General features: G+C 39.0%; 23 protein-coding genes. 11 read left to right on the top strand and 12 right to left on the bottom strand.

All coding sequences use genetic code 11. From position 1 onward, the window contains the following. Window positions 1–8 precede the first annotated feature (8 nt). The 3 genes from ACFOSX_RS12330 to ACFOSX_RS12320 form a co-directional block, all read right to left on the bottom strand. Window positions 9–3,080: a MopE-related protein gene (locus tag ACFOSX_RS12330; RefSeq protein WP_386101554.1), complete on the bottom strand. Its 3,072-nt coding sequence runs from the start codon at window positions 3,078–3,080 to the stop codon at window positions 9–11. Window positions 3,081–3,276: 196 nt separating this feature from the next. Continuing rightward, a complete protein-coding gene (locus ACFOSX_RS12325; RefSeq protein WP_386101551.1) occupies window positions 3,277–3,993 on the bottom strand; it encodes a hypothetical protein in 717 nt (238 codons plus the stop codon). A gap of 92 nt (window positions 3,994–4,085) precedes the next feature. Continuing rightward, the gene (locus ACFOSX_RS12320) at window positions 4,086–5,600 is read right to left on the bottom strand and encodes a DEAD/DEAH box helicase (protein ID WP_386101548.1); all 1,515 of its coding nucleotides are present in this window, start codon (window positions 5,598–5,600) and stop codon (window positions 4,086–4,088) included. Window positions 5,601–5,836: 236 nt separating this feature from the next. Here ACFOSX_RS12320 and ACFOSX_RS12315 point away from each other — a divergent pair, with 236 nt between their 5' ends. Continuing rightward, window positions 5,837–6,397, top strand: coding sequence for an ExbD/TolR family protein (locus ACFOSX_RS12315; RefSeq protein ID WP_386101546.1), 561 nt, complete (start codon window positions 5,837–5,839; stop codon window positions 6,395–6,397). A gap of 222 nt (window positions 6,398–6,619) precedes the next feature. On the opposite strand, the gene ACFOSX_RS12310 is transcribed toward ACFOSX_RS12315, so the two are convergent. Continuing rightward, entirely contained in the window at window positions 6,620–7,069 is a 450-nt protein-coding gene (locus tag ACFOSX_RS12310) for a 3D domain-containing protein (RefSeq protein ID WP_386101543.1), read from the bottom strand. Between the two features lie 405 nt (window positions 7,070–7,474). Between ACFOSX_RS12310 and ACFOSX_RS12305 the strand changes: the two genes are divergently transcribed. Then, window positions 7,475–8,773, top strand: a complete 1,299-nt coding sequence (locus tag ACFOSX_RS12305; RefSeq protein ID WP_386101540.1) for a dipeptidase — start codon at window positions 7,475–7,477, stop codon at window positions 8,771–8,773. An 89-nt stretch (window positions 8,774–8,862) separates the two neighbouring features. On the opposite strand, the gene ACFOSX_RS12300 is transcribed toward ACFOSX_RS12305, so the two are convergent. The 4 genes from ACFOSX_RS12300 to ACFOSX_RS12285 form a co-directional block, all read right to left on the bottom strand. Beyond that, the gene (locus tag ACFOSX_RS12300; protein ID WP_386101537.1) at window positions 8,863–9,342 is read right to left on the bottom strand and encodes an Hsp20/alpha crystallin family protein; all 480 of its coding nucleotides are present in this window, start codon (window positions 9,340–9,342) and stop codon (window positions 8,863–8,865) included. Between the two features lie 191 nt (window positions 9,343–9,533). Continuing rightward, window positions 9,534–10,826 carry an OmpA family protein gene (locus ACFOSX_RS12295; RefSeq protein WP_386101534.1) on the bottom strand — a complete coding sequence of 431 codons (1,293 nt, stop codon included), beginning with the start codon at window positions 10,824–10,826 and terminating at the stop codon, window positions 9,534–9,536. Window positions 10,827–11,118: 292 nt separating this feature from the next. Continuing rightward, on the bottom strand, window positions 11,119–11,520 hold the full coding sequence (locus ACFOSX_RS12290; protein WP_386101531.1) for a hypothetical protein: 402 nt from the start codon (window positions 11,518–11,520) through the stop codon (window positions 11,119–11,121). 226 nt (window positions 11,521–11,746) lie between these two features. Beyond that, entirely contained in the window at window positions 11,747–13,747 is a 2,001-nt protein-coding gene (locus tag ACFOSX_RS12285; protein ID WP_386101528.1) for an alpha-ketoacid dehydrogenase subunit alpha/beta, read from the bottom strand. A 146-nt stretch (window positions 13,748–13,893) separates the two neighbouring features. On the opposite strand from ACFOSX_RS12285, the gene ACFOSX_RS12280 reads away from it, so the two are divergent. The 7 genes from ACFOSX_RS12280 (at window position 13,894) to ACFOSX_RS12250 (ending at window position 19,049) form a co-directional block, all read left to right on the top strand. Further along, window positions 13,894–14,844: an isopenicillin N synthase family dioxygenase gene (locus tag ACFOSX_RS12280; RefSeq protein ID WP_386101525.1), complete on the top strand. Its 951-nt coding sequence runs from the start codon at window positions 13,894–13,896 to the stop codon at window positions 14,842–14,844. 70 nt (window positions 14,845–14,914) lie between these two features. Next, entirely contained in the window at window positions 14,915–15,334 is a 420-nt protein-coding gene (locus ACFOSX_RS12275) for a hypothetical protein (protein ID WP_386101522.1), read from the top strand. Between the two features lie 49 nt (window positions 15,335–15,383). Further along, window positions 15,384–15,713: a translation initiation factor gene (locus tag ACFOSX_RS12270; RefSeq protein ID WP_386101519.1), complete on the top strand. Its 330-nt coding sequence runs from the start codon at window positions 15,384–15,386 to the stop codon at window positions 15,711–15,713. Continuing rightward, on the top strand, window positions 15,710–16,645 hold the full coding sequence (locus tag ACFOSX_RS12265; RefSeq protein WP_386101516.1) for a DUF1835 domain-containing protein: 936 nt from the start codon (window positions 15,710–15,712) through the stop codon (window positions 16,643–16,645). The genes ACFOSX_RS12270 and ACFOSX_RS12265 overlap by 4 nt, the downstream gene beginning before the upstream one ends. Next, the gene (locus ACFOSX_RS12260; protein WP_386101513.1) at window positions 16,645–17,514 is read left to right on the top strand and encodes a nucleoside phosphorylase; all 870 of its coding nucleotides are present in this window, start codon (window positions 16,645–16,647) and stop codon (window positions 17,512–17,514) included. The genes ACFOSX_RS12265 and ACFOSX_RS12260 overlap by 1 nt, the downstream gene beginning before the upstream one ends. Window positions 17,515–17,532: 18 nt before the next feature. Then, on the top strand, window positions 17,533–18,387 hold the full coding sequence (locus tag ACFOSX_RS12255; RefSeq protein WP_386101510.1) for a substrate-binding domain-containing protein: 855 nt from the start codon (window positions 17,533–17,535) through the stop codon (window positions 18,385–18,387). A gap of 65 nt (window positions 18,388–18,452) precedes the next feature. Then, window positions 18,453–19,049 carry a hypothetical protein gene (locus ACFOSX_RS12250; protein WP_386101507.1) on the top strand — a complete coding sequence of 199 codons (597 nt, stop codon included), beginning with the start codon at window positions 18,453–18,455 and terminating at the stop codon, window positions 19,047–19,049. A gap of 1 nt (window position 19,050) precedes the next feature. Here the strand turns inward: ACFOSX_RS12250 and ACFOSX_RS12245 are convergent, their stop codons facing one another. After that, entirely contained in the window at window positions 19,051–19,725 is a 675-nt protein-coding gene (locus ACFOSX_RS12245; protein WP_386101504.1) for a uracil-DNA glycosylase, read from the bottom strand. A gap of 154 nt (window positions 19,726–19,879) precedes the next feature. Between ACFOSX_RS12245 and ACFOSX_RS12240 the strand changes: the two genes are divergently transcribed. Together ACFOSX_RS12240 and ACFOSX_RS12235 are read left to right on the top strand one after the other, a co-directional pair. Further along, a complete protein-coding gene (locus ACFOSX_RS12240; protein WP_386101501.1) occupies window positions 19,880–22,054 on the top strand; it encodes an endonuclease MutS2 in 2,175 nt (724 codons plus the stop codon). 28 nt (window positions 22,055–22,082) lie between these two features. Continuing rightward, window positions 22,083–22,502, top strand: a complete 420-nt coding sequence (locus ACFOSX_RS12235; protein WP_386101498.1) for a thiol-disulfide oxidoreductase DCC family protein — start codon at window positions 22,083–22,085, stop codon at window positions 22,500–22,502. A gap of 269 nt (window positions 22,503–22,771) precedes the next feature. Here the strand turns inward: ACFOSX_RS12235 and ACFOSX_RS12230 are convergent, their stop codons facing one another. From ACFOSX_RS12230 to ACFOSX_RS12220, 3 genes are read right to left on the bottom strand one after another with little or no spacing between them, the layout of a single operon-like run. Beyond that, window positions 22,772–23,812 (bottom strand): glutathione synthetase, encoded by a 1,041-nt coding sequence (locus ACFOSX_RS12230; RefSeq protein WP_386101495.1) that lies wholly within the window; start codon window positions 23,810–23,812, stop codon window positions 22,772–22,774. Window positions 23,813–23,872: 60 nt separating this feature from the next. Beyond that, window positions 23,873–25,714 carry a flavohemoglobin expression-modulating QEGLA motif protein gene (locus tag ACFOSX_RS12225; protein ID WP_386101492.1) on the bottom strand — a complete coding sequence of 614 codons (1,842 nt, stop codon included), beginning with the start codon at window positions 25,712–25,714 and terminating at the stop codon, window positions 23,873–23,875. A 3-nt stretch (window positions 25,715–25,717) separates the two neighbouring features. Then, the gene (locus ACFOSX_RS12220) at window positions 25,718–26,548 is read right to left on the bottom strand and encodes an N-formylglutamate amidohydrolase (protein WP_386101489.1); all 831 of its coding nucleotides are present in this window, start codon (window positions 26,546–26,548) and stop codon (window positions 25,718–25,720) included. Between the last annotated feature and the right edge of the window lies 1 nt (window position 26,549).

Genomic DNA, 26,549 nt, shown 5'->3' with positions numbered 1-26,549 from the left:
AATTGAAACTAGTCTTGTTTAATTAGTTTAAAGGTCTTATTTGCCTCGCCCTGTACAACTCTAACGATATATAAGCCTTTAGGAATGCTATTGTCTAAAGCAACAGTACTATCATTATACTTATTGCTAAAGAAAACGCGTTTTCCTAAGGTGTCATAGATTGAAATAGTATACGACAAGCCAGTAGCTAAACCGTGAATTTTGAATTGATTAGAAGCAGGGTTGGGACTGAGTGTCAAATCAATGGATGGATTTAGAGACATTTCAGCATCAATACCATTAGATTCATTTTCGTTTCTTGAAGTATTATTCTTTTTAGGTTTATGAACAATAATTTGTCCCCCGCCGATCACAGTACTCGCATCTTCGGAGTCGGAGATACCTAGTTGATTATCATAAACAAGTCCGCCACCGTTACTATCCCAAATTTTTATTCTGAAAGTATCGCCGTCCGATCCTTTGTCGTTAGCAGTTAGTATAAACTTATAATCTCCTTGATTATTTATTGTGCCATTGCCCTTGAATTGACCTTTGTTTCCGGCAACAATAAGCCAATCATAGCTTGTACTCTTAAAATTGAAATTTCCAGCATTGAACTTAAAAGTAGTATTACCATCAGGTATAGACTGGCCACGTTTGTATTTTGAAACAAACCCAAAAGTTGCCTTTCCAGATAACTGCGGTTGATCCACTAACGCGCCTTCGGGAGAGGTAATCCAGCCACCACCCGTGACAAAGCCACCATTGGGATCATAGATAACCACATACTGAAAAATTGCGCTAGACACTAACCCACATTGGTTCGTCACATCGATCCGAGCTTCATATACACCAGCTTCTGCATAGTTATGGGTGCCACTCACTTGGTTGCCATCTACATTTGCTACAGTTGTAACGCCATCACCCCAGCTAATCTCGGCAGAAAAAGTTCCAGAGGTAGAAACGGTGGCGCTTGCCATAATTACTGTATTAATATCCTGAGGCTCATTAGGTAAACTAAAGTTTGAAATGGAAGCCGCATTGAGTTCGTATTCTGGTACAAATCCATCACAATCGTTATCCAATCCATCGCAAAGTTCTGGCGCATTGGGATATACGGTGTCATTGCTGTCATCACAATCATCCGCATTTGTGACAAATCCTGATGGTACGCTACAGGCATCCTGAGTTGCATTCGGGTCTCCGAAGCCGTCACCATCGGCATCGGCATAGAATGTTGTCGTAACATCTTCGTCAACAGAACCATCACAATCATTGTCCAAACCATCGCAAAGTTCTGGCGCATTAGGATACACGGTGTCATTGCTGTCATCACAATCATCCGCGTTGGCAACAAATCCTGCCGGTTCGCTACAGGCTTCCTGTGTTACGTTTGGATCTCCGAAGCCGTCACCATCGGCATCAGCATAGAATGTGGTAGTAACATCTTCATCAGCCGAACCATCACAATTATTGTCCAAACCATCGCAAAGTTCTGGCGCATTAGGATATACGGTGTCATTGCTGTCATTACAATCATCCGCGTTTGCAACAAATCCTACCGGTTCGCTACAGGCCTCCTGACTTACATTTGGGTCTCCGAAGCCGTCGCCATCGGCATCAGCATAAAATGTGGTAGTAACATCTTCGTCAACAGAACCATCACAATCGTTATCCAATCCATCGCAAAGTTCTAGCGCATTAGGATATACAGTGTCATCGTTATCATCACAATCGCCAGCTTTATCGACAAATCCTGATGGTACGCTACAGGCCTCCTGAGTTACATTTGGGTCTCCGAAGCCGTCGCCATCGGCATCAGCATAAAATGTGGTAGTAACATCTTCATCAATCGAACCATCACAATCATTATCCAATCCATCGCAAAGTTCTGGCGCATTAGGATATACAGTGTCATCGTTATCATCACAATCGCCAGCTTTATCAACAAATCCTGATGGTACGCTACAGGCATCCTGCGTTACATTTGGGTCTCCGAAGCCGTCACCATCGCCATCGGCATAGAATGTTGTAGTGACATCTTCGTCAACAGAACCGTCACAATCATTATCCAGCCCGTCGCAAAGTTCCGGAGCATTAGGATACACGTTATCTTTACTGTCATCGCAATCATCTGCATTAGCTACAAATCCAGCAGGTGCGCTACAGTCATCCTGCGTTACATTTGGGTCTCCGAAGCCGTCACCATCGCCATCGGCATAGAATGTGGTAGTAACATTTTCGTCAACAGAACCGTCACAATCATTATCCAGCCCGTCGCAGAGTTCCGGTGCACCCGAAAATATGGATGCATCATCGTCGTCACAATCCGTAAGAGAGTTTTCGCCATCACGATCCTTATCTTCTACTCTACAGTGTTCAATACGATTGAAAAATGCATCGCGTTGAGGACCAGAGCCTGCAGTAGAATTGAACATTCTAATCTTGGATACCGACTGATCGGGGTTGAAAAATAAATCCCGCTCAATAACGGTAATGGCTTGAGTTTGCTCATTAATGATCTCAACAGAAAATGTATCGGAGTCTGTTAGGGTAAATCTCAGAAATAAGCCTTCGTCCGTAAAGGCAACTCCTGTATTGCCAGTATCCGATAAGGCGTCACCACCTTTTAAGGTATACTGCGATTCACCGCTTTTAAAAAAGAATTCAATAAGATCTTGTCCTGCATTATTTTGAAGTCCAAACCCAACAGTTCCGCCATCTATAAAACCATTATCCATCTTTATGGAAAACGAATCACCGACACTCATGGCAAAATCAAAATCGCGCGTGGCACTCACAAAATCGCCACTGTTGGCATACATTCCCCAAGAATTTCCATTACCGGCATTGATATCACCATCGTTATTGGCATCGCCATCACCATTTTGATTTGAAGTAGCCACAAAAAATCCTCCTGTAGCATCATTATTGTTTTGGCGGAAAAAGTTCCAATCTCCGAAACCATCGCCTTCAAAATTTGTGTATCCGAATTCAGCATCGGAAAATTTGCAATCAAATGTTGGGGTTTGTGCGCTGACCGATAAGCTGAAAGTCATCAGAATACCGACAATAGACGCAACTAAGTACTTGTTTTTCATAAAATTTTTTATTGAATTAATAGTATGATTTAAACAAAGTAGAAAGTAAGCAGACTGGGAATCCGTCTGAAAAATAAATATTATTTAAGGAGAATTATTAAGGGTCTAGCAACGAAAACGTTTTCGTGTTGATAAAAACTTAATTTTAAAGCCAAAATTCGATGAAATGTGAAATAGACCTGTTAATTTACTTGGTCTAATTTTGTGCCGTTTTAGGCACAATAGACACTTTTTCGTTAACGAAAACAATTGTTGCTTTAACACCAGTAAGGAGATTCCATTCCTTATTAGATACAACGTTACCTTTGTCATCATACACAATGAACTCGGCTGTATTAGGACCAGAATCCCCCTGATTTAAGGCGAGGATATCAATTTTATTGATTCCGTCAGCTAAATCAATTTGAAGGCGTCTGTACTGGCCAGACAATAACACGTTGGGATAAATTATTTTTTCGTTTACAAGAATGCGCACCCGGTCTCCATCTGGATATTCGTGATCACGACAAACGATATTCACGAATTTACTATCTATACGGTGTTCGCCTAAAAATTGGTCGGACATGGTACGGCGAATACCTATTTTATTGGCTTCTTTGTTCCAGCGCTGTTCAAAGATTTCACCAGCACTTCGCAAACCGTCAGTTTCCGTCATGTTAAATGGCTTTTCAGAATCTTTGATGACCCACTTTTTAATGCTTTCCTTTTTGCCAGATGCATTCAATGAATCTTTTTTGTCTTCAGGTTTATTCTTTGGTGCAACCTTCGTTTTTACTGGTGTGGAGTCCTTTTCTTTAGGAAATTCAATGGCAGGAATACGAATAGACTTCTTCTCCTTATCAGGCCCTTGACCAAAACTGGCTAGGCTGAAAGAAAAGCAAATAGCTATAAACAAGTATTGAACTATTTTCAAATTAAACGTATTTCTAGTTTTGCTTGAAAGAAGCAAAAACCATACCTCTTTCAAATTAAACGTATAAAAAACGAAAACCTTTCAAAAAAAAGTTAAAACTTCCCGTTGAAACTGATGCGTAAACGTCTGTTATATTCTTCAAACAACCAGTCTTTATAGTTCTGTGTGCTATTCATAATGCAATAGCAATACTGCTTGATACGATAGCCAATTTCATCTTGAAGTTCTTTAATCAACTCCCTTGCTTCAAAGACATCCTCGCAGTTTTCAATACAGATTTGCGAGTGCTGTTCAATAGAACGTTCAATTACCGTGAATGATTTTTTACCAGAATTAAGTACGTCTTTGTATTCGGCCTTAACATCAAAATCCAAAGATTCCGACTTTTTGAAACGTTTACGCAATTGGTCTGGCATTTCGTAAGTAAAGTCGCGCTCAAGGGTTTCGTCATCTAGGATATTCTCTAAATAGAAATCTGGATATTTAAAGATATGTTGCCAATCCACAGGCTGGTCCCAAGAGCCAAAACGCGCTATATTGTTACCTAAATCCACCACTGTAAACTTTTTTCTGTCCTTGTAAATTCGGGAACCACGACCAATCATCTGGAAATATAAGGTTAACGAACGTGTTGCCCTATTCAGGATAATAGTTTCCACGGAAGGTTCATCAAAACCAGTGGTTAAAATGCTTACGGATGTTAGAATAGCATCTGGCGTTTTCTTAAACCATTGCAAAGTTTCCTTCCGCTCGTCCTTACTGGCAGTATTGTCTAAATGTCGGACATCATACCCCGCTTTTTTAAAGGTGTAATACACCTCGCGAGACGTATGGATTCCGTTATTGAAAATCAAGGTCTTCTTCCCTTTTGAAATCTCCTCGTAAGCTGATAACAACTTGGTTTGCATCAAGCTGTTGGTGTATAAGGCTTCCGAAGATTTCACGGTATAATCACCGTTTATTCCGACTTTTAAGGAGGTTAATCCAACATCGTAATTGTACAAATCTGCCTTGGCCAAAAACCCGTTAGAAATCAGAGTAGATATATCGTCACCAACAATGAGTTTTTGATAGTTGTCCTTCATCGGCAACTTAATGTTACTGCTCAAAGGCGTCGCGGTAACACCAAGGATGAAGCAATGTTCAAAGAACTTAAATAGCTTCCTAAACGAATTATAATGCGCTTCATCAATAATAACTAAGCCTACATTTTTTAATTCAAAATCCTGTTCAGATAATCGATTATTCAGGGTCTCCACCATCGCCACAAAGCATTGGTAGTCGTCTTGGTCTGGCAGGTCTTTTACCTTAGAATTGATAATCTTATTCTTAACTCCAAAACCAGACAATACATTCGATGTCTGTTTGCAGAGCTCAATACGGTGCGTTAAAATCACCACTTTTTTATTGTGGCGCTCAATATAACGACGTACTATTTCAGAAAAAATCACCGTTTTTCCACCACCGGTCGGGAGTTGGTAAAGGAGATTAAAATCATCATCGGAGTTGTCCATGACTTCAAAAATGCGTTTGAGGTCCGCAATCTGATAGTCATAAAGGCGCTTCTTGGTTGATTTTTCTTCTGAAATTATGGTGTCTGTAGACATATATGATATTGACGCTAAGTTAATTTTGCAAAAATAGCATATAATACTAGTTATTAGTGCGCTTGTTAACAACATTTGAAAACTACAAGACCAGAATAGCACTTATTGAGGCACATAAACCACGATTTTTCTAAAATCTCCCTTCAAATTGCTGAGTCTTTAACTTAAATGTTAAAGCATTCTAAAAATTGGTATCGTTTTTGTGATTTCTTTAACTCACCAATACATCAAATATCATGAAAAGACGCTATTCCCCAACAGTTAATGCAGGCTCTATGGCCGACATCGCATTTTTACTTCTTATTTTCTTTTTGGTCACCACAACCATTTCGGCTGAAAAAGGCATACTGAGAAAGTTGCCTTCGGAATGTCCTCCAGGGCAAATCTGTGAAGCCGAACTCCACGAGCGTAATGTGTTGCGCATCTTTATCAATGCCAATGATGACATTATGATTGAAGATGAAGAAGTTCAGCTTGAAGATATTGCACCACTCGCTAAAGCCTTTTTGGATAATAATGGCGACGGTTCTTGTTTATATTGTTCAGGACTTCAATCGCCTGATGCTTCAGACAATCCAAAGGAAGCCGTGATTTCCCTTCAGCATGATGCTACGACGAGTTATTCACGATTTATAGAAGTTCAAGATGAATTGACCAAAGCCTATTTTGGGCTACGGGAAGTTTATGCTAGAAAGACTTTTGACAAAGCGCCTGAAAACTTAAGCGATGACGAATTGCTTCAAACTAAGAAAGCATATCCTTTTATTTTGTCTGAGGCGAAGACGAAGCGGGAGTAAGGAGCCCCTCCTTCCCGAAGTGTCGGGACTAAACCCACTTCGACTGCGCTCAGCACAAGCTTGGGGAGGGATTCTTACTCATTCTTTATAGTTTTGCTTAAATTTTATATAGAGACTCACCGAATGTCTTAATTTCACATTGAATTTTCCGTGAAAACTCTGTGTGCCTCCGCGAAACTCCGTGTAATAATTATTAGTGAATCCCAAAGCGTCAGGCGTTAATTAGGGTTTTATTGAATCCCACGGCAACTCCGTTTTGTAGCATACCTTAATTTGGCGTCTACCCCACTCGCGAGCTTTTTTTACATCGTAACCCATGTAAACATCAATAGTATTTCGGTATCGGCGATTCATTTTGTCTTTAACTATCCAAATGCTATCCAATCCTTGAACGATGACTTCTGTATTGTATTTTAATGGCCCTCTCAATAAATCGCGTGATACTGCAATATACTTGTCGCCTGGCTTTAAGCTATCGCCAAATGCTGTGATAAATGGATTAGAACTTGTTTGTGACGCCAAGGAATTGTACGCCGAGGCTTTTACATCCATGCAAGTCCAATGCTGAACCACTGGCTCGGGCTTTTTTAGTTCACAAGAAAGTGTGCAAAGGCATAGAAGAATCAGAATGGAAATCCTTAGAATCATTACTGAAAAGTACAAATTCTTCAAGCAATACTATTTCGTTAAAAGCTGTTAAATCTGAAGACATCTCGTAACATTTTAATTTTTGGGTCGTCTTTTAAGTAGTAATCAATTAAAAATCAAACAATCATGAGAACATTAGACAGCAATCAGTTAACCCGAAAAATGAACGACTGCAAAGGTGCCAGTTGGAACAGTAAAAGACGTTACCGAATTTAATTCGTCGTCTATTCATCAATCATTTAAATCAATCACATTATGAAATCTTTATCAAAAATCGTAAACACCTCCAATTCGTTGGATGATGACTTAGAAAATTTCAAATTATGACTATTAATTTAAAGTTTTTAGAAACTTGAAAACCCTGAACATAGCGTCAGGGTTTTTTTATGTTTCTTAGTTTGTCTAATTTTAAAGCAAACTAATTCAATCATGACTTTAAAAACTACTTCCATTTTAGGCTGTATGCTTATTCTATTTTCAAGCTGTAAACAAGAACTCGACAATAGTCCAGAAGCTATTGAAAAAAGGGCGCGAGACATTCATGAGCGTGTCATTACGCTAGATACGCATTGCGATATAAACGTTCAGAATTTTACCGATTCTTTAAACTATACTCAAGATTTAGACACCCAAGTCACGCTACCAAAAATGAAAGCAGGCGGTTTGGATGTGGCTTGGTTCATCGTATACACAGGTCAGGATTCGCTTAATCTCGAAGGTTTTGAGAAGGCTTACGACAATGCCATGTCTAAATTCAAAGCCATCAATAAATTGGTGACTGAGATTGCTCCCGACCAAATTGAATTGGCCACAACATCAGATGATGTAAGGCGCATCATTAAATCTGGAAAGAAAGTGGCGATGATAGGAATAGAAAATGGCTATCCCGTCGGATTGGATATTGCGAACGTAAAAAAATTCTACGATTTAGGTGGACGGTATATGTCTTTGTCGCATAATGGTCATAGCCAACTCTGTGATAGCAATACTGGTGAAGCTGATGATGAGTGGTTGCATAATGGTTTGAGTGACTTCGGAAAGCAAGTCGTTGCCGAAATGAACAGAGTCGGGATGATGATAGATGTCTCACATCCTTCCAAAGAATCCATGCGCCAGATGATAGAACTAACCCAAGCACCAATTATAGCCTCGCACTCGTCGGCACGAGCATTGTGTGACCATAGCCGTAACCTGGATGATGAGCAATTGCAATGGATGAAAGATAACGGTGGTGTTGTACAAACGGTGGCCTTCCGTTCTTATTTAAATACAGAAAAATACGAAGCCCGAAATGAAAAATCCATGGAGATACGTCGGGCTATTGCAGATTCTTTGGGTCATAAATACTACAGCTGGCGTGAGTTCAGAGTGTTGGATAAAGCCGTTCAAGATTCTATCCGAGACTTAGATTACCTCGGAAAAGTCAACGACTTGGCAAACGTAAAAATTGAAGCCATGGATGATTTTCCTGAAGGTGTGAATGTGGAAGATTTAGTCAACCATATCGATTACCTTGTCGAAAAAATGGGTATTGACCATGTAGGTATCAGTTCCGACTTTGATGGTGGTGGCGGTATTGCTGGCTGGGAAGATGCTTCAGAAACCTTTAATGTTACGCATGAGCTGGTAAAACGAGGCTATACCGAAGCACAGATAGAACAATTATGGTCTGGGAATTTACTCCGGGTATTGGATAAGGTGCAGGCAGTTGCAGAGTCTTTAAAGTAAAGTCAATTATATATTTTAATAAAACCTGGTAGAATAACAAATAAAAAAGACCAGCAAATGCTGGTCTTTTTAGTTAGCGAAATCATCGCTTAGGATACTTTAATCTGTTTTAATGGTTTCTTTTTTGCTTCATCCCGCTTTGGCAGGGTTACTGTTAGAATGCCATCATTATACTTAGCGTTAATCTTATCACGCTCAACAGTTTCTGGTAGCGAAAATGTTCTCTTAAACGAAGAATAGCCAAACTCACGTCTTGTAAAGTTTTGGTCTTCCTCATTGTGTTCCGTTTGCGTCTCTGCGGAAATCGATAATAACTGATTGTCTAAATTAATGTCAAAATCGGATTTCTTCAGACCTGGTACAGCCATTTCCACAACGTATTCTTCATCTTTGTCCAACACATTAACCGCTGGCAACGTCATGCCTGTGTTAAAGTTTGAAACAAATTCATTTCCAAATCCTGTGTTTAAAAATTCGTCCATCCAAGATGAAATACTTGGAAGACTTCTAAAGCCCAAATTTGAGCTTCGTTCTGTGCCATTTTTAGTGGCAGGAATTAAATTACTCATAGGTTTTAAATTTTAATTAAACATCTATTTATATAAGTAAGTGCAAAGACAATACCAAGGCAAAACATCTGCAATTTTTGCAGTTGAGAACTGACAAAATTTCGGGATTTACGACTGAATGTTAATGGTTTATAAAAAAAGCGTTACCATTTCTGATAACGCTTCTCATTAACACTTCAAATTAAATTATTTTAATTAGAAGTAATTGTAATTGTGACTTCTGAACGTCTGTTTTGAGCACGTCCTGCATCTGTATTATTAGAAGCTACTGGTTCTGTTTCACCTTCCGAAGTAATCGTAATTAGGTTCTCAGATAAACCTTTAGATACTAAATAATCTTTAACGGCTTGTGCACGTCTCATTCCTAATCCTTGGTTGTATGCGTTACTACCGATGCTATCTGTATGCCCTTCAACTGTAATATTATAGATAGAGTTGTCTGCCATATTAACCAACTCGTCTAGTTTTTCCTTGGCATCACCGTCTAGGTAAGACTCGTCAAAGGCAAAGGTTACAGCTTTAGTTGTTGTTCCTGCTGGAGTCGTCTCCTCAACCTCTTCTTCCTTAGCTGGGCAACCATTTTCAGTACCACTTACTGTTGGGCACTCATCGATATTGTCTGGGTAACCGTCACCATCCGTATCAGGGCATCCGTCATAGGCTTGTAATCCAGCAACTGTTGGGCACTCATCATCTTTATCAGCAACACCGTCACCATCAGAATCTGGACATCCGTTTGTAGACGCTGGTCCGGCTTCTGTTGGACATGCATCCGTCTCATCCGGTATACCGTCTCCGTCTGTATCAATGACTTCAGCTTCTTCTGGCTCATTATCTTCTTTTGGCCCACCAAATTGCACCACAATACCTAAACTGTGTTGTGCGTGAGGCGTTAAGTAGTCTTGAAAAGAGTGCTTATACATCGTCTGTAGATTCACAGCAACCGCATCGGCAAACCAATATTTAATACCAACGGTTCCGTTTACGGTACCAGCACCAACTAAGTTATCTGTACCACCTGCTGTTGAAAAGGTATTGAATTGACCCTCCTCTATCCACGTGTAACCACCACCAAGACCGATGTATGGGTCAAATTTTGTGGTATTGAATAATCCAGTAAGACTATAGTTAATCATACCGTCTACACCGATATAGGTTAAATCATCAACAGCAACACTTTCATCGCCAGGTAATTCACCCCATTTTGAAATCTTGTTGTAAGAACCTCCAACCTGAATTGAAAAGTTGTTTCCTAAATAACGTGAAACCGTTAACTTCGGGAAACCGATATTCCAATGGTCGGTTAGATTGAAAAATTCATCAAAGTAAGGGCCTTGGGGCGCGTCTTCATTGACAGGGTAAACATCAACTGCGTTTACCTCCAAGCTTATAGCCCAAGGGTCGTTTTCAGTTTGCGCATACATACTATTTGTAGAGAATGCCAATAGCAACGCTACGGTAAAAAATGTGTAAATTCTTTTCATTGTAAAGTTCTTTTTAGAGTAATTAATTTAGAGCGTGAAGACATCTTATGACCTCTTACACTTTGCAACATTACTTCTAATGTGAGGTTTGAATTAACTCAAATTCCCACATTGTTACCTCAAATAATAGAAATTTTAAAATTTAATGGATTGCACTCATTTACTGGGTTGATTGAGCGCATCAGCGAAGCTATATGCGCAAAGTTTGAAGAAAAGGCTTACGGAATAGTGAGGTTTTGATGTAGAGGGTTTTGAAAACTTTTTTAGTATTGTTAATTTGAAAAAACCAGAACTAGATACTTGAACACATTTTTAAGACCATTCCCAACATAACACAGACAAGACCAAGAAGTATTATAAATCTCAACACTTTTTTATAAGATTCAACTGCTGATTTATTTGAATTATCGAAGTTTTTATGTTTCAGTCTTAATTTTCCAACATAGAGTAGAATCATATAGTCTTTAAAAGTTAGATTCCGCTTAACTTCGGAAAGGGCTAAACTTTCAACTAGTTGTTTATGATTTACATATTCAGAACTGCTCATCTTAAAATTTGCTATTCCATTTTCCTGAATTAAATAGGTAGAAATAAAATCTTCATGAGCCGAAAACTGCTGAACATTGATATAGCTACTATAATTAGATAAATCTATCGTCTTCCCAAAAGGATGGAATAGGGATGTGAATTTCAAAGTCTTTTCTTTACTATCAATTTTAATAGTCTTAAAATCTCTCAAAACCAACAGAAATATAATGTTCAGACTAGAAAAGAAGATAGAAAACAATATACTCACCAAATCATAATTTTCATGAAGCATAAAACCCCTAATGAGATATAATATAAATAGAAGCCAGAGAACCAGCATTGCAACAAAAAAAGCGCAATTTACTTTTCCTAAATTTTGAATGAATTAGCATTTAGTAAGCCAACAATTTCTCAATTGCATCCCCCAAATCCTTCTTAGGTAAATACTGAGCTTCCAATTGACCTACAAAAGGAATCGGCGTTTCTATACTCGCCAAACGTTTTACGGGAGCATCTAAATATTCAAAACAGTCTTCCATCAACATGGCGGAAATATCACTGGCAATTCCACCAAATAAAGAATCTTCTTGAAGGATTAAAGCTTTCCCTGTTTTCTTTACGGAATTGTAAATAGCATCCTTATCTAAAGGTTGTAGGGAACGTAAGTCAATAAGGTCTGCGGATACATTAGGGTTTTCATTGAGATAATCCAAAGCCCAATGCACGCCAGCGCCATAAGTAATGATGGAAATTTCATTACCTTCTTTTAAAACTGACGCTTTCCCGAATGGTATGGTGTAATAATCTGTTGGCACTTCTTGTCGGATACTGCGATACAAGGCTTTATGTTCAAAAAACAATACCGGATTTGGGTCGATTATCGCCGTATTCAATAAGCCTTTGGCATCGCTCGGAAATGCTGGATACACCACTTTTAACCCAGGTGTCTTTGTAAACCAAGCTTCATTGGTTTGCGAATGGAACGGTCCTGCGCCAACGCCTGCGCCACAAGGCATGCGCACCACAACATCTGCCTGCTGTCCCCAACGGTAATGGGATTTGGCCAAATAATTGACAATAGGATTAAATCCAGAAGACACAAAATCCGCAAACTGCATCTCCACCACAGCTTTCATCCCAGCAATGGATAAGCCCATGCCTGCCTCCACAATCGCTGATTCACAAATTGGCGTGTTTCGGACGCGCTCTTTTCCGAAGGCGTCTACAAAACCATCTGTGATTTTAAAAACACCACCATATTCGGCAATATCCTGACCCATGATAACCAAGTCTTCGTGCCGTTCCATGGACTGTTTTAAGCCTTCAGAAATAGCGTCAATCAATCGTAGTTCTTGGTTGTTTGAATTTTCTTTAAATTCTTGGTAATCATATGGTTTATAAACATCATTTAATTCAGTAGTTAAATCGGGAATAATGTCTTCTTCGGCAAAAGCGATTTCAAGATTATCATCGATTTCGGACTTAATCTCAGCAACCATTTCAGCATCTTTTTCAGAATTTAAAAGTCCTTCTTCAATTAGATAATTGCGATAATTATCTAACGGGTCTTTTTCTTCCCAATACTGCATTAAGTCTTCAGGGACATACTTGGTGCCACTCGCTTCCTCATGACCTCGGCGTCTAAAGGTTTTAAATTCCAACAATACCGGACGAGGATTCTCACGAATACTCTCCGCCAAGGCATTCACCTTCGTGTAAACCTCAATGATATTGTTACCATCAATAATATGACTTTCCATACCATAGCCTTCGCCACGTTGTGCTAAATGCTCGCAGTTATATTGTTCAGACGTTGGTGTGGATAAGCCGTAGCCATTATTTTCAATACAAAACAGCACAGGTAATTGCCAAACAGAAGCCACATTTAAAGCTTCATGGAAGTCACCTTCACTCGTACCGCCTTCACCTGTAAATACGGCTGTGGCTTGATTATTTTTCTTTAGAAGATTCGCCAAAGCAATCCCATCAGCAACGCCCAATTGCGGGCCTAAATGCGAAATCATACCAACAATCTTATACTCTTGCGTTCCAAAATGAAAGGAACGGTCACGCCCTTTGGTAAAACCACTAGCTTTGCCTTGCCATTGCCCAAATAAACGATTTAGTGGAATCTGACGCGTGGTAAATACACCGAGATTTCTATGCATTGGCAAAATGTATTCATCATTCTGCATCGCCATAGTCACGCCTACAGAAATTGCTTCTTGACCTATGCCCGAAAACCATTTTGAAATTTTCCCCTGTCGCAATAAAATTAGCATCTTCTCCTCTATTAATCGAGGTTTCAGCATGTTGTAATACAATCGCAATAAGATGTCATCAGACAAATCAACACGATTATAACTAAGTTTTTGCGAGGTTTCGGTCGGCATAAATATGGTTTTATTTACTGTCTCAAATGTAATTAAATTTGAAAGACTACAAAGGTTGAAATATCCTTTTTGGGGTCGCATTTCCATTATTTGTTTTCCCTATAATTGCTTACTTTTGTTTAACGTTGAATCAATACAAAAACCCAATGGATAGAATACCTAGCGTAGATTTAAAAGATTTTGTCTCTGGAGACCCACATAGAAAACAGAAATTTGTAAATGATATCGGAAAAGCCTATGAAGACATAGGTTTCGTCGCCTTAAAAGGTCATTTTTTAGATGATGAATTAGTCGATAATCTTTATTCTGAAGTCAAGAATTTCTTCGACTTACCGCTTGAAACCAAAGAGAGTTATGAAATAGAAGGTATCGGTGGCCAGCGTGGATATGTCTCCTTCGGAAAAGAAAGTGCCAAAGGCAGAAAAGAAGGCGATTTAAAAGAGTTTTGGCATTTTGGGCAATACGTCGACGATGACCCAGAACGTCGTAAGGAATATCCCGAAAACGTTGAAGTCAAGGAACTACCAGAATTTAACAAGATTGGTAAAGAAACCTACCAAATGCTTGAAAAGACAGCGAAATACGTCTTAAGAGCCTTGGCCTTATATCTCGATTTGGAAGAAACCTATTTTGACAATTACATCCATAACGGCAACTCCATTTTAAGACCCATTCACTACCCGCCAATTACGCAAGAACCTAAAAATGCGGTCCGCGCAGCGGCCCACGGAGATATCAATCTCATTACTTTATTGATGGGTGCTCAAGGCCGTGGCTTACAAGTGCAAAATCATAAAGGCGACTGGATTGACGCCATTGCTGAACCAGATGAATTAATGATTAATGTGGGCGATATGTTGTCTAGACATACCAACAACAAATTGAAATCAACGATTCACCGTGTCGTTAACCCACCTCGCGAATTATGGGGAACGTCTCGCTACTCTATTCCATTCTTCATGCATCCCGTAAGCGAAATGAAGTTGGATGTTTTGGAGAGCTGTATAGATGAAGACCATCCAAAATCATACGATGATATCACCGCCGGGGAATTTTTAAATCAACGTTTAATAGAACTCGGATTGATAAAGAAATAGAAAAGCCAACTTCCCCGAAGCGTTGGGATTCTCTAGGGGAAGAAACTGTTACTCAAAAAATAGAATCTTAATGCAAATAGCAGATATTATAGGCATGAGCCTTACTGATGTTCTGGTTTGGTCTAAAATTGAAGTTAATGGACTTGATGAAGCTGAAGTTTTCATTGAATTAGACGAAAAAGTCACAATTCGTATTCCTTGGAATTTTGATTCTGACGAAATTGAACAAAAACCCAGAAAAAAATCAATCAGTATTTTCAAAGGTATGAGTGAACATAAATTACACGCAATAAGAAACCAAAAGATTATTGATTTTTTAATGCTTGAAGATTCTGACTCAGCAGGAGTTATTGAACTTGAAAATGGGTTTCTTTTGACAGAAACTTCAATGTTTTTTCATGGAACTGGATTAGCAGGGTTAAACTATTATGAGAATTTACAGGATTTTGAAAAAGATAATGGCATAGATTATCTTAGATTTCGAACATAAATAATTCAACGAACCGGTATCTCCCCCACGGGGAGACCAAGAGGGGCTTATGGATTTACAAGACCAACTAAAAAACTTATTTCCAGAACACGTATCTGAAGAACCCGAAACGGTAGAAGACACTTCCGATGGCCTTTGGTTGCAAGACGACCCCATTATTTGTAAGTACGAAAAGCGCAAAGGCAAGCCAATTACTATTTTAGAAGGCTACACTGGTGCGGATTCCGACTTTAAACAATTAGCAAAAGATATCAAGAAACAACTTAGTGTTGGCGGGAGTTTTAAGGATGATAAAATTATCATTCAGGGTGATTATCGGGATAAAATTATGGCTATTCTTAAGGCCAAAGGATTTAAGGTTAAACGCGTAGGCGGTTGAAAACAAAACGAATATTACACATCACCAACGGTCAAGTGTTGACCGATTACCTTCAATCTTTAAAGTATGAAGGCGACACCCTTACATGGCAAGAAATGCTATGTGAAGGTCCTACAATTGCAAAGATAGATTCTGATGAATTTTTAGACGTTAGAAAAGCCTTTCTTAAGGAATACTACGACATTGAAGTCAATACAGCCGAAGTAAAATCAGAAATCTCGAAACTAGATTCAGCCAATGACTATGACGAAATCGTGCTTTGGTTTGAGTATGACTTATTCTGCCATATAAATCTCATCGGCGTGATGAACCTTATTCATCAAAAGGAAATCACAACGCCCTTAAGTCTGGTCTGTAGTGGACGTGTTGACGGTAATGACCGACTTACCGCTTTGCCAGAATTGAAAGAACGTCAACTCCATCAGCATTACAAAGCGCGACGTTTACTAACTGAAGATGACATGCAATTAATGATTGCACTTTGGCGTACCTATAACAGTAAAGACCACAATATTTTTAAGATGTACATCACCGAGCGTACGGATTTTAAATATTTGAGCAATTGCTTGAAGGCACATTTAAAACGCTTCCCGGATTCAGTTTCAGGCCTTTCGACGCTAGAAACTAATATTCTCAAGTTGATTGATGAAAAACGTATTGTTTCCGAAGGTCAATTACTTGGTTATTGCCTAAATCACCAGGGTTATTACGGTTTTGGCGATTTACAATTCAAGCGTATGCTAAAATACCTGGCTTCGTATTTTGAAATGAAAGACAAATCCTATCAACTTACGGAACATGGTAAACGCGCCATTACAGGTATAACCAATGAAGCTTCAATCGTTAAAAATACTATGATTTATGGCGGTGTAAATCGATTGGATTATCATTTTGATGTGGCTCAAAACAAACTCATAAATCCCAAAGCTTAATGCCCATAAAAGAATCGGAATTGATTTTAAACCCCGATGGTAGTGTCTATCATCTCAACTTAAAACCAGAACATATTGCAAATACCATCATCACAGTTGGTGACCCCGACCGTGTTGACCAGGTGACCTCCTATTTTGAAACAATTGAATTTTCAACCCAAAAACGTGAATTTCATACCCAAACTGGGACTTACAAAAGCAAACGCTTAACTGTTATATCCACTGGAATTGGCACTGATAACATTGATATAGTTTTCAATGAGTTGGATGCTTTGGTTAATATCGATTTGAAGGCACGAGAACTGAAATCAGATTTAAGTGAACTGACCATTGTAAGGATTGGAACTTCAGGCTCTATTCAAAAGGAAATTCCTGTGGATTCGTTTTTAATTAGTGATTATGCGGTAGGCTTTGATAGTTTGATGCATTTTTATGATAGCGATTCTATCCTGCATCAGGACATATCTGAAGCTTTGATTGCCCAGACCAATTGGAATTCGAAAAAATCAGCACCTTATATTGTGCGCTGTGATTCCGATTTAATGACAAAACTAAGTTCTGAAAATACACATATTGGCTTTACTGCCACTAACGTTGGTTTTTACGGCCCTCAAGGGCGTGTGTTGCGATTAGCTGTTGAAGATTCAAAACTGAATGATAAATTGGCTAGCTTTAATTTTGAAGGAAAAGCCATCACCAATCTCGAAATGGAGACTGCCGGCATCTACGGTATGTCAAAGCTTTTGGGGCATAAGGCCCTATCTATGAATGCGATTATTGCCAACAGAGCAACAGGGCAATTCAGTACTGACCCAGCGAAAGTGGTCGATAATTTGATAAAATATACGCTTGATAAATTGGTTGAATAAACCGTTGATTTAAGACAGATGATAAAAGTAAATATTGGTGGCGTACCCGAACATTTTAACCTCGCATGGTACCTCACTTTAAAAAATGGCGAATACAAATCTGAAGGCATCAACTTGCGTTGGCATGATTACCACGGCGGTACTGGAGCCATGTGCAAAGGTCTCCGCAGTGGCGATATAGATTTGGCTGTGATTTTAACGGAAGGTATTGTAAAAGATATCATTGACGGAAATCCTTCAAAAATCGTTCAAACGTTTGTACAATCGCCTCTGGTTTGGGGCATTCATACAGCTGGTCATTCCGAGTTTAAAACTGTGGATGAGTTACGAGGAAAAAGGGTAGCCATAAGTCGTTATGGTTCGGGCTCGCATTTAATGGCCTATGTTAATGCCAAAAATGAAGGCTGGGATTTAGAAAAAGACCTGAAGTTTGAAGTTATTAAAAACCTAGACGGTGCCGTAGAAGGCTTGACGAATAACGTAGCTGATTACTTTATGTGGGAAAAATTCACCACCAAGCCCTTGGTGGATGATGGTACGTTTAATCGGGTTGGCACTTGTCCAACACCTTGGCCCTGCTTTGTGATTGCCGTGCGAAATGAATTTTTGGAAAATAATGAAACGGATGTGAAAACAATTCTAGACATCATTAACGGTACCACTGAAGAATTCAAGGATATCCCAAGCATAGACCGCACCATTGCCAATAGATATGACCAGCAGTTGGAAGATGTGCAGGAATGGTTGAGCATCACCGAATGGTCACAAGAATTGATTGATGAAAAAACCTTAAGCGCCGTTCAAAACCAGTTGTTGGACTTGGATATTATTCCTGAGAAATGGGCTTATGATAAGCTGACGAAGATATTGTAATCATCCTGTCACGCAACCTTTTTCAACATTCTGTATCTACAAGTAGAACCTAATAATCAATCAAGATGAAACCCTTTTCCATTCTGCTTATGTTAACCTTTTCCTTATGTGCAAGTTTGTGCTGTCCAGGAGAAGAAGAAGCTACACAATTCAATATTAGCAATGATAATCTTGTTCAAATTGAAAATAATGCGACTGTGTTCGCAGTAGACGATTTTCTGGTAATTGAAACCATTATCCCGAACAATCAAACCACAGTTGATGGACAAACTATTCAATTAAGCAATTTGTTTTATGACGATGTACTTTCGGAATCGTTTTTAGAACACTCCCTAAGTCTTTATCTCGAAACCCAATTTGGCACACGTTCACCGATACAATTAACCGAGGAGGTCGTTTTTGCAGATGAAGGGATGGTAAATCTATCAAATGAAATTATCCGAGTGCTTCAAGGTTATGATGAAGCATCAAATAGTTTTAGAAGTCGAATACGCATTCAACTAAAGGAATCTGGAACTCTGTTTTTAGGAGGAAGAGGCAGTTTTGCCCAGAGCAACGCCATTGAAATTTACGGCGGTATTTATGAGTTAGGTTTTGCCAATATTAGTACTACCATTAGAAATGCAAATGCCCAAGGACTTTACGAGTTTGTAGTTGAATAACTTATTTAATCGTCCAATTTATAGGCGTTTTTTTAATCGATTCTAAAAACCTATTCGTTTTACTGAAATGCTTATTCCCAAACCAATAGCCTCGGTTGGCACTCAATGGCGACGGATGTCCAGAGGTTAAAATATGATGCTTGCTACTATCTATTAATTTTGCTTTCTTTTTAGCAAAACCACCCCACAATAAAAACACCACATTTTCTTTTTGAGCGCTTATAGTTTTAATGACAGCATCCGTAAAAGTTTCCCAGCCTTTGCCTTGGTGACTTCCGGCTTGGTGTGCACGTACCGTTAAGGTGGCATTGAGCAATAATACGCCTTGATTGGCCCAAGGCATCAAATTCCCACTTTTAGGATACGGCATATTGATATCCGTCATTAGTTCCTTAAAAATATTAATCAAGGATGGCGGGTGTGTGATTCCATCATGAACAGAAAAGCACAGGCCATTCGCCTGATTAGGTCCATGATATGGGTCCTGCCCTATGATGACGACTTTTGTGTTATCAAACGATGAATGGTTAAACGCATTGAAAATATCACCTCCTTTTGGATAGCATGTATGCTTGGTGTATTCCGACTTTACGAATTCAACCAAATTTTGAAAATAGGATTTTTCAAACTGAGATTGTAAATGCGGTTTCCAAGATGGGTGAATGTCGACGTTCATAAAATAAATACGCTTTTCAAGTATAAAATACTTCATCAAAGATAAAAGATGCATCACCGATTCCACATTTTTAATACCGATTTATTACCAATCTAATGGTTAACTTTGCTTTTTTAAATTTGAAAAGAGATTCCTGCTTTTGAAGGAACTTACGATGATAAATATCCACGAAAAAACATTAAAGGATTTAGAATTCCCAACAGTTCTTGAGCAAGTTTCCGACTTGTGTGTTACACAGTTGGGTGCTTCCGAAGCTTTGTCTATTGCGCCATTTAAGGATGCTGATAAACTGAAAATTACACTTCAGTATACCAATGAATATGTAGCATCTTTTGATAACGACAATCGTATTCCCAATCACGGATTTGATGCTATTGATAGGGAAATTAAACTTCTGAATATTGATAATACATATCTAGAAGTCCAAAGTTTGAAGAAGCTTGTCAGCATGTCTTTGACTGTAAATGCAATTCTGAAGTTTTTCAAAAAGTTTAAAGATTATTATCCAAATCTTGAAGCCTTTTCCAGCCAAATTGAAGAGACCAAAGTTATCATTGAAACGGTTGATGCTGTTGTGGATAGATTCGATGATATCAAAGATGATGCGACGCCTGAGCTGGCCTCAATCCGGCAAGGCATCAATAAACTAAAGTCAAAAATCAATACCAGTTTCAGTTCCGCTTTAAACACCTATCACAATCTAGATTATTTGGACGACATCCGAGAGTCTGTAATGGATAATCGCCGTGTATTGGCCGTAAAAGCCATGTATCGCCGAAAGGTGAAAGGTGCCATTATGGGCGGAAGCAAGACGGGAAGCATAGTTTATATAGAGCCTGAAACGACGCTGAATTACACGCGAGAACTCAACAATCTTGAGTACGAAGAGAAAGAGGAAGTCATCAAAATCTTGAAACAGGTCACTGATGTGATGCGTCAGTTTTTACCGCTTTTAAAGCAGTATCAGGATTTTTTAATTCAGATTGATGTCATTTCAGCCAAGGCAAAATACGCCCGAAGCATGAATGCCATTCTTCCAGAACTGACGGAAGAACGGGAAATGTACCTTAAAGATGCCTATCATCCCCTGCTCTATCTTAATAATCAGGAACTCAAAGAAATAACTTATCCACAAAGTATCGGTTTGGACGAGGACAGTAGAATCATAGTCATTTCTGGGCCAAACGCTGGTGGAAAAAGTATCACCTTAAAGACGGTAGGATTACTTCAAGTGATGTTGCAATCTGGTTTTCTCATTCCGGTGCATGAACGTAGCAAAGTTTGTTTATTCGAACGGATTTTGAGTGATATCGGCGATAACCAATCCATAGAAAATCATCTGAGTACCTACAGCTACCGTTTAAAGCAGATGAATTACTTTTTAAAGAAGTGTAATTCTAAAACGCTTTTTCTGATTGACGAGTTTGGAACAGGCAGTGACCCTGAACTCGGTGGTGCTTTGGCAGAAACCTTTTTAGAGATTTTCTACGACCGAAAAGCCTTCGGGATAATTACTACCCACTACTCCAACCTTAAGCTCTTGGCCAACGAATTGCCGTACATGAAGAATGCCAATATGCTCTTTAACGAAAAGACCTTGGAACCAATGTACAAGTTAGTTGTAGGGCAAGCTGGAAGCTCTTTCACCTTTGAAGTCGCCCAGAAAAATGGCATTCCGTATAGTCTCATCAATAAATCGAAAAAGAAGATTGAACGCGGTAAAGTGCGGTTTGATGCAACGATTGCAAAGCTTCAAAAAGAACGAAGCAAATTAGAGCGTACCGAACGCTCGCTTAAAGAAAACGAAAAGAAAAAACAATCTGAAGCTGATAAGCTCGAAGAAACAAATCAAAAAGTTCAAAAGAAATTAGAGAATTATCAGGAGTTGTATGATAGCAACCAACGTCTCATCTACCTCGGACAGAAAGTGAATGACTTGGCCGAAAAGTTCCAAGAGAATAAGCGCAAACGTGAGTTGATGGGCGAACTCTTCAAATTAGTTCAGATAGAAAATTCCAAACGGAAAAAAGTATCTACTAAACAAAAGCGCGCCGAAAAGGCCAAAGAGAAACAGATACAACAAGAGGCTGAAAAAAAAGTTGAAGCCATCCGAAAAAAGAAAAAGCAAGCCAAACAAAGAGAAAAAGAGAAGCCTGCACCACCAAAACCTGTTTTAAAAGTCGGCGACCGTGTCCGCATGCACGACGGACGTGCCGTAGGTTCTATCGATACTATAGAAAAAAACAAAGCCATAGTGAACTACGGCTTGTTTACGACTAACGTAAGTGTGGATTTGTTGGAGTTGGTGGAGGCTAAGAAAAAGAAATAATCACTTTTATAAGTCTTATCTTTGTTAGGTGATAGAACAAGTTCCAAAAAACAAACAACTCATTCTTTTCGACGGTGTCTGCAACCTTTGCAACAGTTCCGTGACCAAGGTTATAAAAAACGACCCAAACCAACACTTCCTATTTGCGCCATTGCAAAGCAAGGTGGGACAAGCAATTATCGCTAAATACAACATAAATACCGAACAAACTGATTCAATAATACTTTATAGTGCAGACTCTGGGATAAAAACCAAATCATCAGCCGCTCTTCATGTCGCCAAAAAGATGGCTTTTCCTTATAATATGGCCATAGTGTTTTTTATTGTTCCGCCATTCATCCGAAATTGGGTGTATGATTACGTAGCAAAACATCGCTACAAATGGTATGGAAAAAAAGAGTCGTGTATGATTCCTACGCCTGAGTTGAAGGCTCGGTTTTTAGATTAATAGGTTTACTCACGCAAAAGCTAGGTTAACGTCTAAAAGTATCTACTTCACTCACTATCAATTTTAAAAAATAATACTAAAACTTACTTTAGATAAACGTTTTAGAGTTGATGGTTTTAATACGTTCAAAACCTCAAAGCAAGATTATGATAGTTTGAGCCCAGCTTCTGTTAGTTGGGAATGACTCAAATTCTTACACGGCGCATGTCTAACGCTTGGTAAGTGTCAATGATGATGAAAGATTGATAATGTCGCGCTTTGAGGTTTTTCTATAAGGTCGCCAATTGTGCATTCTCTAAGTAATCCCCATACATTTGACGATATGCCACTTTCTTTTCAATAGCTTCAATGACTGGCAAAAAGAAGTCCTCATCATACATTTGTGTTGATACATTTAATCCGCCTGGACTGAAGACATTAATTTCCATAAGTTTATCACCTACAATATCAATACCTACAAGGAACATCCCATCCTGTACTAATTTAGGACGAACGATCTCTGCCAATTTCATAATCTGGTCGGTCATTTTAACAGCCTCTGGTCGACCACCAGCATGTATGTTACTGCGGATATCATTTGAAGCATTGACCCGTTGCATCATCGCATATTTTCCGTTGGCCATCAGTGGTTTTCCGTTCATTAAAAATAAACGTGTGTCGCCTTTGGTCGCCTCGGTAAGATACTCTTGCGCAATAACATAACCATCTCTTGCTATGGCTTCAACGGTTTGAGATAAATTGTGCTCATTCTTTTTGTCCATCATAAAAACGTTGGTGCCTCCTGAACCTTGCAAAGGTTTCAGAATCATTTTTTGCTTCTGCTTACTAAAAAATTCTTTAATTTCATCTAAATCCCGTGATACAATAGTTTTCGGCCTTACGATTTCCGGAAAATGCTGAAAGTACATTTTATTGATAGCGCCCGCCAAACTAGACGGATGATTTAAAACCAAGACGCCATTTCGCATGGCAATTTCACCAAAAATAAAGGCGGCGTTCTGTGCCCAATCGCGCGAACCAATTTCGTCGGCTGGATTATTCCTTAAGAACAAAACGTCTAATTCTTGCGACGTAATTCTAGTGAATTCTTCGTTTTGTACAGCTTTAAAATAAGTCTCTTGTGAGTTGAATTTTTTACCAGAAATAGTTTTACATCGTACCGACAGATGCCCCTTTGACGCATAAGACAATTCGCCAACACCTATAAAATAGACGTCATGGTCGCGCTTATAAGCGCTATGTCCCAATCCTGGAGTCGTATAATTGGGTTTTTCGGTGGCGTGGTCGTTAATGATAAAGGCAATTTTCATGTGCTTGGTTTAATTTTCTGTAAGATACCTGCACATAAAAGTCTCTGTTGTCCTATTCCATTAATTTATTAACTCTGTTATGTCAATTCCCTTGCGAAGTTTCTTTAATCGCTTCTGGACATCTTTCCGTTCTAAAAAACGAGGTAATTCTGCTTTCACCAATACACCGCGATACAATAGTTCCTCTACCAATTCAATATGATTTACATTGAACTTACCCGTATAGAGGTAGTCTAGCTTTCCTCCTTTTTCAATATACTCCAAAACATCCATCAAGCCTGCGAGATAAACAGCATCCTTTGTAAGACCTCCCCCACGATAAACACGCATGGAGATATAATAAGCAATTCGTTCCGAAAAATTATAACGTCTCCTTAATAGCTGAAAGGTTTCAATAAAATCCGCACCATCCGACATAGATTTTACAGCAATGACGCGAGTGGCCAACAAGCGCATACGGTTCACAGTAAGGCCACCAACCAAGTATTCCGCAATAACGGCAAGACCTTCCTGTAATTGGTCATAGCCTTCAAAGCCTTCATACATTTGGCAAAGTGGTTGTCTACGTCCATTACAATAAGTTAAAATATGTGTTCCAACTTCATGTTGAATTAAGGCGTCGGCACGTCTTTCATCAAACGACACTTCATCGTTAATGAGTAGTTTTGTTTTTGATACCATGATGCCCGCGACATCATTTCTAATTTCAATGCTCAAATCTAAATCTGGAAATTTGTCATTGTAATAGTCCATTTCCTTTTGTGCCAATTTCGCAAACTGATGGCAATTGAGACGGACTGCGCCTTTCTTGGTTTCGCGCTCTGGGAATTTTTTCAATATTTTCCGAGCGGCCCGGTACACTGATTTCTTTGTAGTCCCATAAAGACTGTTACCGACAAACCTGAAATTTTTTGTGCCACGCTCTTCTAGCATGGTCAACTGCTTCTCAATCTCCAATCGCTTTCCCCTAAGGATATAAGCGATAGCAGGATCGTCAACTTTATCTATTGGTATGTTGTAAAGACGTCGTTTTTCCAACTCGGGATCAAGGGCAATCAGTCGGTATTTAAAATTGGGTAATTTTCTAAAATTATTCTTTTTGAAACGTTGCCATTCCTCATTACTGTTCACCGGTGTTGCCCTTAAGAGGAATGACATGCCTTCATTAATTAAAGCCAATTCTTTATCAGCTTTCTTAGTAACTTCATCAATACTGGTTTTTCCGAGAATCAGATAATTTTCGAATAAATCTGCATTCTGAATTCTAATAAACTCATAAGCGGCACGTTTTACGGTTTCAGAAAACACAGTGTAAAATTCCCTGAAAAACAGGGCATAATGTGATGTGTTATCCAAACTACGATACAAAGGCTTAATGGCAATTCCTATGATTAAGATTCCTTTTTTCTTGCAATCGTCATCATAGATTATTGGCTCTAAGTGTGCCGGACAACGAGTTTCACTTTCTTCAATGACTGCCGCAATGTTAGGATATAAGTCGTTTAAGGATTCAAAGCCTTCTTTTAAGGCATTCATCGTTCCAGGTGCTTTGGCTTTAGGGCAACTGATGGAAAACTCTGCTTTTTCTGAATTTGGTTCTGGCCAAAATTCCATAATTAGGAATGAGGAGAAATCAGTGGAAATAGCATCTTGAATGGTATCAATCAACGGTGCTATATCTATGGAATCATCTACAATTATAAAGGTTGCTTGCGTTTTTAATAGCTTCGCAAAATGTGGGTCGTAATCCTTATAGCGATAGACACAAATAAAAGGAAGTAACTTGTCAATAAAAAGCAGGCCATTGTTTGGCAACTCCTGAACAACAGGTTTTCCTTGCTTCAAGCGCTCCTTAACAGAGTCTATTATAAATGAATCGATGGCAGTTGCCGTGTTGGGCATAAATCAATTTTTGAACGTTCTTTGAAATGTTAAAGCATGATTCGGTATCAAAGTTTTTAATCGTACCTCCACAACGTCAACGACTTCGGGAAAAATAATTTGCTGATATTCTTCGCAATAAATCTTTGCGATTTCAGTCGCCAAAACTAAGGTATTTTCAAAGGTATTTGTGATGTATTTCAGAAAAAATCCATTGCCCTGAAAGGTGTCATTGATTTTGGCCGTTTGCTTGATCGCATGTGGCAATTCTATAGACGCTAAATTCTTTCGCCAAGACTCCACAAAGTTCCCAAAACGGTCATTATCTATATTTGATGTACCCAAATTCCATGTCGGTACTTCCCTATCCCAACGTTGCCAATTATAGCTATGCATATCGTAAACGATGCAATGCCCATGGATTTTTTCTAAGGTTTCAATCAAGGCGTGAACTACCTCATAAAATGCACTATGCTTGGCTAGACTTTTGCTTTTTTCCTGTTCAGACAAGGGTGTTTTCCAAAGTTCTTTTCCCCAAGCCGTATCAAAGACGGCATTTTCGGGATCACGGTTTAAATCGTACTCAAAACGGGAGTCACAACCTGCAATTACAATAGGATGCGATTGTACCATTTGCTTGGTGCAAGGATCTTCTTCGTACCAACGTTCGTATTCAGTATGAAGACAATTCTCCCAGAGTTCTTTTCTAAATTGATGGCCATCGTGTACCGCGCCACATACATAGTGGACGTAGTTATCAATTTTTAGTGTAAAAGAATAATCTTCTGCAACAGCATGAAAAATCTCTTGATTCTTAATTTTTGAAATGATGGTATCTACCGACAATCGTTTCATA

Source organism: Winogradskyella maritima, from assembly GCF_042650215.1.
Lineage (GTDB): Bacteria > Bacteroidota > Bacteroidia > Flavobacteriales > Flavobacteriaceae > Winogradskyella > Winogradskyella maritima.
This window is presented reverse-complemented; position numbering and strand designations above follow the sequence as displayed.